We start from the raw sequence: 13,158 nt of genomic DNA on the forward strand, positions 1-13,158 counted from the left end.
CTATGCCAGCCCGAGATATTCTTTTTGCTCCGCGCTCAGCTCGTCAATGGAAACGCCAAGCGAGTTCAGTTTGATATTTGCAATCTCGACATTGATCTCATCCGGCATGAGATGGACGCCCTTTTTCATCTCGCGCCCGTGACGTACCAGATGAAGAGCTGAGAAGAACTGCACACCGAAGGAGAGATCCATGATCTCTGCGGGATGCCCGTCTCCTGCCGCAAGGTTGACCAGACGCCCCTCAGCGAGAAGATAGAGACGGCGTCCATCCGGCTGGACGAATTCTCTGATATTCTCACGCACGATATCGTTGGACACGGAGCCCTCTGTCAGCTCCGGAATGTTGATCTCAACGTCAAAATGTCCGGAGTTCGCCATCATCGCGCCGTCCTTCATCACATCGAAGTGACGCTTGCAGAGGATGTCCTTATTGCCCGTCAGCGTCAGGAAGATATCGCCGACCTTTGCGGCTTCATCCATCGGCATGACATAGAAGCCGTCAAAAACAGCCTCGATTGCCTTGATCGGATCGACCTCCGTGATGATGACGTTCGCGCCGAGTCCGCGTGCACGCATAGCGCCGCCCTTGCCGCACCAGCCATATCCGGCGATGACAACGGTCTTGCCTGCAATGACGAGATTCGTCGTACGCATGATTCCGTCCCATGTCGACTGACCCGTGCCATAGCGATTGTCAAAGAGATATTTGCAGTATGCGTCATTTGCCGCAATCATTGGGAATTCAAGTTTTCCCTGACGCTCGAGCGCCTTCAGGCGATGAACGCCTGTGGTCGTCTCCTCTGAACCGCCGATGAGGGATGGAAGCAGCTCACGGCGCGTCGTATGCAGCATATCAACCAGATCGCCGCCGTCGTCGATGACAATATCTGGTTTGATATCGAGTGCGCGGTTGAGGAATACATCATACTCCTCCTCCGTGCATCCGTGCCATGCAAAGACATGGATGCCCTCCTCCACAAGCGCCGCGGCAACATCGTCCTGCGTGGACAGTGGGTTGCTGCCCGTGACAGCGACATCCGCACCTGCATGCTTGAAAATTGTCGCCATATAGGCGGTCTTTGCCTCGAGATGCAGCGTAATGACCATCTTGATTCCGGCAAACGGCTTGGTCACAGAGTACTCCTTGTCGGCAGCCGCCATCACCGGCATAAAGCGCTTGACCCAGTCGATCTTTGCATGACCGGACGGTGCCAGATTAATATCGCGAATCATCGACTTCATATAAAATCACCTCTAGTTTTCAATCCCTCTGCGGGCACTGATTCCACGTTCGTAATAGTGCCGCACTTCCCTCATCTCTGTGATAAGATCCGCACGATCAAGCAGCCATTGCGGCGCATTGCGCCCCGTACAGACAAGCTCCATTTCCGAAGGCAGCGCGTGCAGAATCTCCTCCATCTGTTCTCTCCGCAAGAGCCCGAAGGAGAGCGCAATATTGATCTCATCGAGAATGATGAGATTCGTCTCTCCCTTGGATATAACATCCATCACCCTATCAAGTCCCGATGTGAGCAAGGCAACATAATCATCGGGCGGATGCCCCTTGGGGAAAATGACAACATCTGCCCCCAGCGCTTCTCTCGCACGCTCATCCATCATCCCCTCTTCTGCAATAAAGAAGGGCTTTCCTGTGGTCTCAAGCGTCAGATTCGGCATTTTCTGCAAAATATGCTGCTCGCTATAGGCAAGGCTCTTCATAAACTGCATAAGAAAAGCCTTGTGCCCTGCTCCCAAGGCACGAATGGCAAGCCCAATTGCCGCCGTAGTCTTTCCCTTTCCGTTTCCGGTATAGACCTGAATCATCAGAGAAGCGCCTTGTGGCTGACGTTGATACGTCCCTTCTCGTCGATTTCGATGACCTTGACCTCAAGCTGATCGCCGATCTTCACAACATCTTCGACGCTCTCAACGCGATGTTTTGCAAGCTGCGAGATGTGGCAAAGCCCCTCTTTGCCAGGAAGGAGCTCGACGAATGCGCCGAATTTCAGGAAGCGCGTGACGCGCCCCGTATACACCTCGCCGACCTCGACCTCGCGCACAATATCCTCGATCATCTTGCGTGCGCGATCCATCGCCTCCATGTTGGGCGATGTGATGAAGATGTTGCCGTCCTCATGAATATCGACATCGACGCCTGTTTCATCAATGATCTTGCGGACAACCTTGCCGCCCGTTCCAATGACATCGCGAATCTTCTCGATGTCAATGGTGATAACCTCCACGCGCGGCGCATATGGGGAGAGTTCTGCCGCAGGCTGGGCGATGCATTCGAGCATCTTTTCAAGGATGAACGCCCGCCCCTGCTTTGCCTGAGCAAGAGCCGAGGCGAGAATATCACGTGTGATGCCGGCAATCTTGATGTCCATCTGGATGGCCGTAATGCCCTTGGATGTGCCGGCGACCTTGAAATCCATGTCGCCGAGCGCGTCCTCCATCCCCTGAATATCGGTCAGGATGGAATAGTCATCCCCATCGCGCACAAGCCCCATCGCAACGCCGGAAACGGGGCGCTTGATCGGAACGCCCGCACACATCAGGGAAAGCGTACTGCCGCAAACACTGCCCATCGAGCTCGACCCGTTCGACTCGAGAATCTCCGATACGAGACGAATTGTATACGGGAAGTCCTCAATCGACGGAATCATCGGGAAGAGCGCACGCTCCGCGAGTGCACCGTGTCCGATCTCACGCCGTCCGGGGCTGCGCATGGGGCGCGCCTCTCCAACACTGTAGCCCGGGAAATTATAGTGGTGCAGATAATGCTTCGTCGTCTCGGGTCCAAGCCCGTCGATAATCTGTTCATCTCCGATCGAGCCGAGCGTGGTGACGGTGAGCACCTGTGTCTGACCTCTTGTAAAGAGTCCGGAGCCATGCGTGCGCGGCAGAATACCAACCTCACAGCTGACAGGGCGCACCTCATCAAGCGCACGGCCGTCCGGACGGATCTTCTCGTGCGTGATCATATGACGGACGATCCCCTTTTCGATCTTATAGAGAATCTGCGAAATTTCCTTCGCTGCGTCCGGATATTCCTCGATGAAATGCTCAACGGTTTCTGATTTAATAGCGGCAATATCTGCATCGCGCATCAGCTTGTCGCTGTTGCGTGTCGCGGCATCGAGGCGCTCCTCGGCATAGGAGCGCACCTTGGATTCGAGCTCCTCGGAAACAGTGAAGATGGCGGGCGTCTGTTTCTCCTTGCCGCAGGCTGTTTGGATGTCGTTCTGGAACGCGACAAGGCGGCGAATCTCGGCATGGCCAAAGAGGATGGCATCGAGAACGATCTCTTCGGAGAGCTCATTTGCTCCCGCCTCAACCATCATCACAGCATCATAGGAACCTGCTACCGTCAGATTGAGTTCCGACACCTCCCTCTGTGCTTCCGTCGGATTGATGACAAATGAGCCGTCAACATAGCCGACACGAACACCGGCAATCGGCCCCATAAAGGGAATGTCCGACACAGTGAGAGCACAGGAAGCACCGAGCATGGCGGCGATCTCCGGAGGATTGTCCTGCTCTACGCAGAGAACTGTTGCCACGATTTGAACGTCATTCCGAAAGCCCTCTGGGAACAGCGGGCGGATGGGACGGTCGATCAGGCGCGCGCAGAGCACGGCATCGCTGCTTGGGCGTCCTTCTCTCTTGATGAAGCCGCCGGGAATCTTTCCCGCCGCATACATCTTCTCCTCGTAGTCCACCGTCAGCGGGAAGAAGTCAACGCCCTCACGCGGAGCACTCGAAGCCGTCGCCGTCACCAAGACTACGGTATCGCCATAGCGAACCAGAACAGCGCCATTTGCCTGCTTTGCCATTTTCCCATGTTCTACGGTGAGCTTTCGTCCGCCCAACTCAATTTCGAAACACTGCATAATATCCTCCTAGGTCTCTCTATTCGTTCCATATGACAAAAGCATTCGACAAAATATCATAGAATCCTTGTCCCAACAGCAAAAAAGCGGGGAATCCCCCGCTCTTTCTCTCCGTGTTCGGAATATTACTTACGCAGATTGAGCTTCATGATGATCGAGCGATAGCGCTCAATATCCGTCTGATACAGATAGCTCAGAAGGCGACGACGATGTCCAACCATCTTCAGAAGCCCACGGCGCGAGTGATGATCTTTCTTGTGTTCTTTCAGGTGCTCCGTCAAATACTGGATGCGTGCCGTCAGAACGGCGATCTGCACCTCCGGCGAGCCCGTGTCGCCCTCATGGACGGCATGTTCCTTGATGATTTCCTGTTTCTTTTCCTGTGTGAGCATTGGAATCCTCCTCATAATTTTTTCACCACTGACCAAGAAAACGTCGGATTATTCGTCATCTGAGTCATGGTTCTGTTAGCGCTCATCATATTACCATAGAAATATTTTCTTGTAAATGAAAACTTTTTTCAAACTTTCGTTCGACTTCTCGTTTATCCTCTGCAATCTGAGCGATGAGCGCATCAACGGATGCAAATCGCAGTTCATCCCGTATTTTCTCATAGAATGTGACCATGATCTCGCTGTCATAAAGATTTCCCGAAAAATCGAAAAGATGAACTTCGAGGCGTCGGTCGCAGCCGTCGAATGTAGGATTGTTTCCTATGTTGGCAACACCGCAGTAAAGCAGCCCCTGATGCATCACCGTCACAGCGTAGACACCGTTCGGCAGACGCTCATAGTCCTCGCGCAGAGCAATGTTCGCAGTGGGAAAGCCGAGTGTCCGCCCTCGTGCCTGTCCGTGAATCACCGTGCCGATGATGGTAAAGGGATAGCCGAGATACTCTCTCACACGCACAAGTTCTCCCTGTGCAATCAAGGCGCGAATCCGCGTACTGCTCACAGGTGCGCCGTCGCGCATCATGGAGGGGCATACGATCAGCTGAAATCCATACGTTTCGGATTTCTCCCGCAAAAGTGCAGTTGTTCCCTTCCCGCCGCGTCCAAACGTATAGTTTTCTCCCACGACAATATACTTCGGGGCAAAACAGCGCTGCAGCAGCTGCATGAAATCATCGGCAGACGTTTCGGCAAAATCGGAGGTAAAGGGGATTTCAACGAGGGCGTCTGCACCGAGATGATTGAGTATGCGGGCGCGCACGGCGTCGCTCCCAATGCGACGCGGTGCACCTTCGGGTGCAATCACAGAACGTGGATGATTTGCAAACGAAAAAACAAGCGCAGTTCCATTAATTTCATGCGCTTTCGCGACGGCAGTCCGAATGATTTCCTGATGCCCGATATGAAGGCCGTCAAACATGCCAAGTGCAACGACGATATTAGGATGTTTTGATGAAAAATCAACAAGCTGACTGTATTTTTCCATGCAGAAGAAACATACTCCTCAAAAATGTGTTGGCAACTTCCTCTTAGGCTTCTCCGATGATGCGCAGCTCCGGAAAAAGCTGTACGCCATGCGCTGCATAGACCCGCTTCTGAACGATCGAGATCAGCTGCTGCACATCGTCTGCCGTAGCATTGCCGATGTTGATCACAAAGCCCGCGTGTTTTTGTGAAACCTGTGCGCCGCCGACCGTGAGACCCTTTAATCCCGTCTGATCGATCAGCGTCCCCGCAAAGTATCCGGGCGGTCGCTTGAACGTACTTCCCGCACTCGGATAAGACAAGGGCTGCTTGCTCTCGCGCCGCTGATTCAGATCTTCCATCCGTGCAAGGATCAGAGCCTTGTCATCTTCGTGCAAATGCAGGCGCGTTTCACAGATCGCCTCATCGCAGCCATGAAAAATGCTGTGCCGATACCCAAAATCGAGATCCTCTGCAGAATACAGATGGAGCTCCCCGTCCCGTGTGACCGTCTTTACGGACACAACGACAGACTTCATCTCATCGTCATAAGCCCCCGCATTCATAAAGATCGCACCGCCAATGCTTCCCGGAATGCCGCAGGCAAACTCAAGCCCCGAGAGTCCATACTCCTGTGCACGCGCAGCGGCATCACGCAGAAGAGCCCCTGCGCCAATGATGAGATCCGTGCCCTCACGTACAACAGCCGCCATCTTGTAACTGAACTGTATGACAAGCCCTCGTATCCCGCCGTCACGCACCAAAAGATTGGAACCGTTTCCGAGTAGCGTGACCTTCTCGCCATATTCCCTTGCCATGCGGATAATCCGCTGGACTTCTTCCGTAGTTTTCGGGTAGAACAGCAGATCCGCAGGACCGCCGATCCGAAACGTCGTATGAAAGCGCATGGGGGCATCGGCAAAGAGCCGCGCGGCATCAAATTCTCTGTAACAGGCACGCACGAATTCCTTGTTCATCAATGATCTCCCCCATTGCAGCCCGTTCCTGCAAGACATAATTCAGCAAAAGAATTTTGACGCAGCGCCTCATATGCAACAACGGCAACAGCATTGGACAAATTCAGCGAACGTGCGCCTGCATGCATCGGTATGCGTATCGTATGCTCCTCATTTGCAGCCAACAGAGACTCCGGCAGCCCTGCAGTCTCCTTGCCAAAGACAAGAAGAGCATCCGATGTATAGCGAATATCGGAGTAGATATGCGCAGACTTCGTCGTACAGAAGTAGAAGGGATGCCCCTCATACTGCCTCTGCACATCCGCAAACGAGTCATGATAGTGCACCTTGACAAGATGCCAGTAATCCAGTCCCGCACGCTTCAAATGTCTGTCATCCGTTGAAAAACCGAGCGGGCGTACGAGATGAAGCTCCATCCCCGTGCCAGCGCATAGGCGTGCAATATTCCCCGTATTGCCGGGAATTTCCGGCTCGACAAGGACGATGTGCATGGATATGAGACCTCACTCTCTTCCAGAAATAATGCAACGCCATTATAGCGAATTATGTTCATAAAAACAACCCACAGGAGCAGAAACTCCCGTGGGCTGGGCTTCTTATTGCAAAACAGCGCCCGTATTGGCAGACGTTGTGAGCTTTGCATAGCGCGCAAGGTAGCCCGTATTGATCTTCGGTTCCGGCTGTACCCAGTTCGCACGACGACGCGCCAGTTCTTCATCGCTGACCTCGAGCTCGAGCTTTCGATTCGGAATGTCGATCAGAATCGTGTCGCCGTCCTCAATGAGCGCAATCGGACCGCCCGACATCGCCTCAGGCGAGATGTGTCCGACGCAGGCGCCCTGACTCGCGCCGCTGAAGCGCCCGTCCGTGATGAGACCGACCTTCAGCCCCATGCCCGTGATGACCGCCGTCGGATTCAGCATTTCCTGCATCCCGGGACCGCCCTTCGGGCCTTCATAGCGGATGACGACAACGTCTCCATCATGGATCTTCCCCTCCATAATGGCGTTGACGCCTTCCTCCTCGGAGTTAAAGCATCTCGCCGTCCCGCGATAGGTGAGCATGTCGTCCGCCACCGCCGATGCCTTGACAACGGCGCAGTCCGGCGCGAGATTCCCGCGCAGAATGGCAAGACCGCCCTGCGGACGATAGGGATTTTCAACACTGTGGATCACCGTAGAATCCAGAACCTCTGCGTGTGCAATTCGATCGCGCACTGTTCCCGTAACGGTCAGTGCATCCAGGTGCAGCAGATCCTTCTTCGACAGCTCCTTCATCACCGCCGAGATGCCGCCTGCCTCGTTCAGATCCTGCATATGATGCGTTCCCGCAGGGCTCAGCTTCGTGATGTACGGCGTGCGTCTGCTGATCTCATCAAAGAGCGGCGGCGGAAGCTCAATGCCCGCCTCATGTGCAATCGCCGTGAGATGCAGAACGGTATTGGAAGAGCCGCCAATGCCCATATCTACGGTAATCGCATTCTCGAATGCCTCGCGCGTCATAATATCACGCGGACAGATATTTTTCTCAATGAGTTCGATAATGACCGCACCTGCATGCTTGGCAAGCAGGCGGCGCTCCCCCGTATAGGGGGCGGGAATCGTACCGTTGCCGGGAAGTCCCATGCCGAGCACCTCGGTCAGGGAGTTCATCGTATTTGCCGTGAACAGACCGGAGCAGGAGCCGCAGCTGGGGCAGGCGTGCTCCTCAATCGCAGTCATTTCACGCGCGTCCATTTTTCCCGCCGCGAACATGCCTGCCGCCTCGAACGCCTGACTGACACTGATGTCACGCCCGCGATGACGCCCTGCAAGCATGGGGCCACCGCTGACGAGAATGGCGGGAATATTGAGCCGCGCGGCAGCCATGAGCATGCCCGGTACAACCTTGTCGCAGTTCGGGATGAGGACGAGCCCATCAAATCCTGACGCCATCGTGACGGACTCGATGGAGTCCGCAATCAGTTCGCGGCTCGCAAGGGAGTATTTCATCCCCGTGTGCCCCATGGCAATGCCGTCGCAGACCCCGATGGACGGGAATTCAATCGGCGTTCCGCCAGCTGCTGCTACACCAAGCTTTACAGCTTCTGCGATCGTATTCAGGTGAAAGTGCCCCGGAATAATCTCGTTGAACGAATTGCAGACACCAATCAGCGGCTTTCTGAGATCCTCGGAGCCATATCCGTTTGCATGAAAAAGCGAGCGATGTGCACAGCGTGTCGCTCCCTTTTTTACGACATCACTTCTCATAAAAACTCTCCTAATTCTACTATCATTTATGGAAGCTATGCTCTTCCATAAATAAAAGATAACATAAACACATGACAGAGATTTTACCGCATTCTATGTTTTTTTTCAATAGCTTATATCAAAGAGCACTGTTCTCACGTGGAATACAATGAGTGAATGTGTTATAATCTGATTGCTTCTTTGTATTCCTATTAAAATTCAATCCCTCTCTGAGCCTTGATTCCCTTTTGAAAGGGATGCTTCACAAGCCGCATCTCCGTGACGAGATCAGCCTGATCGATGAGCTCCTCTGAGGCGTTGCGCCCCGTAAAGATCAGGTGCGTATGCGCGGGACGTGCTGAGAGAAGCTGCGCCAAATCATCCGCATGGATGAACCCAAAGGAATATGCGTAGTTGAACTCATCGAGGATGACCATATCCCACGCATCGCTCTGAAGCTCATCCATTGCCATTTGGAGTAGTTCGACAGCAGCACGGCGATGTTCCTCCTGTGCACCGTCGCCGCGCTGCGAAAACCCAAGCCCTCCCTGCCTAATCTCGATGCAGCCATCTGCAGATGAAAGGGCTTCGATTGCGGCGAGTTCGCCATAGTTCCAGCTTCCTTTGATGAATTGCAGGATGAGCACGCGCATATGATTTCCCCATGCACGCAGTGCCATGCCAAGAGCTGCAGTTGTCTTTCCCTTCCCTTCACCGGTGTGAACGATGATAAGACCTTTGTTTTCCATATGAATTCCTCAACTTTCTGAAATACAAAATATTTGGGTGAATGTATGAAGCATTATTTCTTTTTCACGGGCATTATTTTTCTCGCCGTCCTCGGCTGTATTTTCCTCATCGAGAAAATGGACGTCCTGCACTTGAAACAGATGGACATTGCAGCCGAAGTCCTCGAAGCTGACGGAACGTCCACTCTCGTATGGGAGCGTCTTCCCTATCCCTGCTATTATCGCATTGATACCTATATCAAGACAACTGGGGCGATTGCCGAAGAGTCTATCTATGAACACGTAAAGACCGAGTTTAGCACTACGCCCTCCTGCAAGGTCTCCTCCGCTCCCATTCCATTCTATTATCGCATTACAGCCTATGGAATGTTTGGTGCCGTAACTGCCCCGTCAACACCAATTGCAGCGCCATATTTCATGGCAAAAGCCCCCATTCCAATCTTTCATTATACGGAAGATCATCCTGCCAGCCTCAAGCCCTTTCTGCTCTGGCACAGCATTCCGAATGCCGTTCTCTATGAGGTTGAACTTCTCTCCGCACCGCCGGCACAGGATGGCGGCACGACGCCATCACCGACGAATCACCTGACGAGTACGCGCAGCATTTTTACAAACGGCTGGCAGGCTGATCTGCGCGCCTATCAGAACTATGAAAAGATATACTGGCGCGTGCGGGCGCTCGGGCTGAAGCTTGAGCCAATCGGAGAATTCTCCCCTGCTGAGGAGCTTTATTTGGATAAATCCGCAGATGTTCCAAATCGTCCGATCCCGAATACCTACGATCAGGTAATGAACTTCCATCAGCCCATCTATCCTGTATATCAATGGATTCCGTTAAATGGCGTAACACGTTATGAGGTCGAACTGCTGACAGAGCCTCCTGCAAAGGAGCACAATACAGAACCGGATCCAAATCGTGCATGGGCACAGACGATCACGGCCGCCAATGCAGTCTATGATGAATATGCGCGTCCCTATGCGGGCACATATTACTGGCGGGTACGAGGTCTGGACGAGGAGGACAATACCATTGGAACGTGGTCAGATCTCGCCTCATTCACTGTCGATGCTGTGAATGATCGCATCTATGCAGCGGCGCTCGGGGACAGCATCACGCACGGCGGGGGCGCTATATCAAGCTCGCCCGCATTCCTCGAATACAGCTATACAACATATCTGCCGTTCGAATGCCTCAATCTCGGACGCAGCGGCGATACGGCACATACAACACTGGAGCGTTTTGAGCAGGATGTACTTCCGCTGCACCCGGTGAACCTGTTGATCCTGACCGGATCGAACAGTCTGCGCGCCTATGGTGTCACGGCACAGGACATCATTGACGATTTGGATGACCTGCAAAAGAAGTGTCTAAACCACGGCATTCGCCCCATTTTCCTGACTCTCCTGCCGATCAACCCTGAACACATTTCGCTTGCCTTCCACACCGAGACAGATCCATCATGGAAATGGAAGATGATGGCTGTAAACACCTGGATCAGAACGCAGGAATTCTATGTGGACATGGAGCCATATTTCTACGACAAAGAATGGCGTATTCTGGATCCGCTACTCTCCACGGATGGTCTGCATCCCGATATCAACGGAAAGCGGATGATGGCGGAAATCATCAATGAGCACCGCGATCTGTTTCGTGAGCTTCCATAAGCAGAAACAACGCGATTTTTCATCGCGTTGTTTTTTATTGCCGTGATTGGATAAGCATGGCATCACCAAAGGAAAAGAAGCGATACTTTTCTGCTACAGCCGTGCGATATGCCTCCAGTGTGAACGCACGTCCCGCAAAGGCGCTGATCAGCATAATGAGAGTAGACTTCGGAAGATGAAAGTTTGTGATTACAGCGTCTACCACTTTGAACTCATATCCCGGATAGATGAATATATTTGTCCATCCGCTCCCCGCCTCGACAGTCCCCGTAGATGAGGCTGCGGCTTCCAGTGTACGGATGGACGTTGTGCCGACAGCAACAACACGTCGCCCATCTTTTTTCGCCGAACGAATGAGTTCGGCAGTATCTGTTGGAACCGAATAAAACTCACTGTGCATCACATGGTCTTCAATGGTATCGACATGAACAGGACGAAATGTGCCAAGCCCGACGTGAAGGGTGATAAAGCCAAATTGGATGCCCTTTCTGCGCAGCTCCGCCATCAGTAACTCTGTAAAGTGCAGCCCCGCTGTCGGCGCTGCAGCCGAGCCTTTTACACGGCTGTAGATCGTCTGATATCGCTCCCGATCCTCCAGTTTCTCATGAATATATGGGGGAAGCGGCATATTGCCCAAGCGATCCAGAATCTCCTCAAAGATGCCGTCGTAGATAAATCGTACGATACGCCCGCCAAAATCCGTATGAGCGACAATCTCGCAGGACAGTTCTTCGCCAAAGTGGACGACGGAACCGATGCGCATCTTTTTCCCGGGTTTGACCAATGCCTCCCATCGATCTTTATCCATTTGACGCAGGAGGAAGACCTCGACCTTTCCGCCCGTATCACGCGCTCCGATGAGACGTGCCGGAATGACGCGCGTATCATTGAAGATCAGCACATCACCCTGCTTCAGAAAGTCTCCAAGCTGAAAAAACCGCCGATGCTCTATCGTATGATTTGATGGATCCAATACCATCAGGCGGGAGCTGTCGCGCGGCTCGACAGGCAGCTGAGCGATGCGTTCCTCCGGAAGATCGTAGTCAAAATCAGAAATATCCATGTAAATAAGCACCTTGCCTAGTATAATTTTTCAAGTGTTACGCCGGAATAGTAATAGAGCAGAATGTCCTTGTATCCTTTCCCGCTGTCTGCAAGCGCCTTGGCGCCCCATTGGGACAGCCCGAGCCCGTGCCCCGATCCGTATCCGCTGAAAACGACTTCTGTCCGACCGGCTCGTATGTCAAAAAGCGTACTGGGCAGAGAGAACATAGAGCGCAGATCATTGCCCGAGAGACTGATACGCCCCTTCGTTCCAACAAATTCTGCCGCACGCACACGTCCTGACGGTGTTCGGTCTGTGCTCCCCTTTCCAACGGTCAAAGGAGAAAGTCGTATCTCCTTGAGCATACCGAGATTTTTACCTCCTGCCTCGATTTTCTGCACAAAGGATGCCATGGAGACCGTACGGCTCCACGGCTGTGTCTGCGTGCGGAGTTCCTTCACGGCGCGCAGATAGGGCACAGAGCTGCCCCATACATGCTCGCTGAACTCTGTCATCCCTCCTGAATCCGTATGGAAGAGAGCGTCGATGATTGCCCCCTTATAGAAGAGAACCTCGCCGCGCGTGCTGTTGACGGCTTCTGTTGTAGACTGCATTTCAGCGGACATGCCCTCATAGACCTGACAATGTGCAGTGCTGCAGAGATCAAAGCCCTCCGCGCTGTGACGCTTGCGATTCTTCAGGGCAAAGGTACGCGCTGCGACACTCTGAGCACGCAACGCTTCGGCAGACCAGCTTGGAGGCATCTCCTTCGGAACGACGCCATAGAGATAGTCCTCCACAGGCACATTGTTGACGACGATCATCCCCTGCTTCTTCAAAAGGGTGATAAATCCGCGGTAGGGCATCCCGTTCACCTTAACAAAACCCGTGGATTCGGGCTGAATCACCAAACGCTCGGCCTTGAGCTCCTTTTCGTTTGCTAAAAAACGATCCCGCATCATACGAACAGAAAGCTCTTGTCCCTGCGGAATTTTCATCATCGGCTCTTTCTCCGGATCGTCATAGACGTATAGAGCTCCGTTCGTTGCCGAGAGACGTATTTCCGATACACCCTGACTGAGCCCGATCGTGATTTCAGGCTGCCATGACGCTGCAGCCGTCATAGGAAGAACTGTAATTGCAGCAAAGAGCACGGAAACACATAGGAAAAGATACCGATTCATAG

The 13,158-nt window shown here is 53.2% G+C and carries 12 protein-coding genes; 1 reads left to right on the forward strand and 11 read right to left on the reverse strand.

Annotation, left to right across the window (positions count from 1 at the left end; genetic code table 11):
• The 9 genes from H1B31_RS09245 to cobO form a co-directional block, all read right to left on the reverse strand.
• A complete protein-coding gene (locus H1B31_RS09245; protein ID WP_185980102.1) occupies positions 1-1,242 on the reverse strand; it encodes an adenosylhomocysteinase in 1,242 nt (413 codons plus the stop codon).
• Between the two features lie 12 nt (positions 1,243-1,254).
• Positions 1,255-1,824, reverse strand: coding sequence for a cob(I)yrinic acid a,c-diamide adenosyltransferase (locus H1B31_RS09250; protein WP_185980103.1), 570 nt, complete (start codon positions 1,822-1,824; stop codon positions 1,255-1,257).
• Positions 1,824-3,893 carry a polyribonucleotide nucleotidyltransferase gene (locus tag H1B31_RS09255; RefSeq protein ID WP_185980104.1) on the reverse strand — a complete coding sequence of 690 codons (2,070 nt, stop codon included), beginning with the start codon at positions 3,891-3,893 and terminating at the stop codon, positions 1,824-1,826. Before H1B31_RS09255 ends, H1B31_RS09250 begins: the two co-directional genes overlap by 1 nt.
• Positions 3,894-4,018: 125 nt before the next feature.
• The gene (gene rpsO / locus H1B31_RS09260) at positions 4,019-4,285 is read right to left on the reverse strand and encodes a 30S ribosomal protein S15 (protein WP_185980105.1); all 267 of its coding nucleotides are present in this window, start codon (positions 4,283-4,285) and stop codon (positions 4,019-4,021) included.
• Between the two features lie 85 nt (positions 4,286-4,370).
• Positions 4,371-5,330 carry a bifunctional riboflavin kinase/FAD synthetase gene (locus H1B31_RS09265; protein WP_185980106.1) on the reverse strand — a complete coding sequence of 320 codons (960 nt, stop codon included), beginning with the start codon at positions 5,328-5,330 and terminating at the stop codon, positions 4,371-4,373.
• A 43-nt stretch (positions 5,331-5,373) separates the two neighbouring features.
• Entirely contained in the window at positions 5,374-6,285 is a 912-nt protein-coding gene (gene murB / locus H1B31_RS09270) for a UDP-N-acetylmuramate dehydrogenase (RefSeq protein WP_185980107.1), read from the reverse strand.
• Entirely contained in the window at positions 6,285-6,776 is a 492-nt protein-coding gene (locus H1B31_RS09275; protein WP_185980108.1) for a tRNA (cytidine(34)-2'-O)-methyltransferase, read from the reverse strand. The genes murB and H1B31_RS09275 overlap by 1 nt, the downstream gene beginning before the upstream one ends.
• Positions 6,777-6,881: 105 nt before the next feature.
• Complete coding sequence (ilvD, locus tag H1B31_RS09280) at positions 6,882-8,534, reverse strand: dihydroxy-acid dehydratase (protein WP_185980109.1); 1,653 nt, start codon at positions 8,532-8,534, stop codon at positions 6,882-6,884.
• A 191-nt stretch (positions 8,535-8,725) separates the two neighbouring features.
• Positions 8,726-9,262: a cob(I)yrinic acid a,c-diamide adenosyltransferase gene (gene cobO / locus H1B31_RS09285; RefSeq protein ID WP_185980110.1), complete on the reverse strand. Its 537-nt coding sequence runs from the start codon at positions 9,260-9,262 to the stop codon at positions 8,726-8,728.
• Positions 9,263-9,307: 45 nt separating this feature from the next.
• On the opposite strand from cobO, the gene H1B31_RS09290 reads away from it, so the two are divergent.
• Positions 9,308-10,927: a GDSL-type esterase/lipase family protein gene (locus H1B31_RS09290; protein WP_185980111.1), complete on the forward strand. Its 1,620-nt coding sequence runs from the start codon at positions 9,308-9,310 to the stop codon at positions 10,925-10,927.
• Between the two features lie 34 nt (positions 10,928-10,961).
• Here H1B31_RS09290 and queA read toward each other — a convergent pair whose 3' ends face one another.
• Together queA and H1B31_RS09300 are read right to left on the reverse strand one after the other, a co-directional pair.
• Positions 10,962-11,990 (reverse strand): tRNA preQ1(34) S-adenosylmethionine ribosyltransferase-isomerase QueA, encoded by a 1,029-nt coding sequence (queA, locus tag H1B31_RS09295; RefSeq protein WP_185980112.1) that lies wholly within the window; start codon positions 11,988-11,990, stop codon positions 10,962-10,964.
• A gap of 17 nt (positions 11,991-12,007) precedes the next feature.
• Positions 12,008-13,156, reverse strand: a complete 1,149-nt coding sequence (locus H1B31_RS09300; RefSeq protein ID WP_185980113.1) for a SpoIID/LytB domain-containing protein — start codon at positions 13,154-13,156, stop codon at positions 12,008-12,010.
• Positions 13,157-13,158: the final 2 nt, after the last annotated feature.

Origin of the sequence: Selenomonas timonae, assembly GCF_014250475.1 — a bacterium.
GTDB lineage: Bacteria > Bacillota > Negativicutes > Selenomonadales > Selenomonadaceae > Centipeda > Centipeda timonae.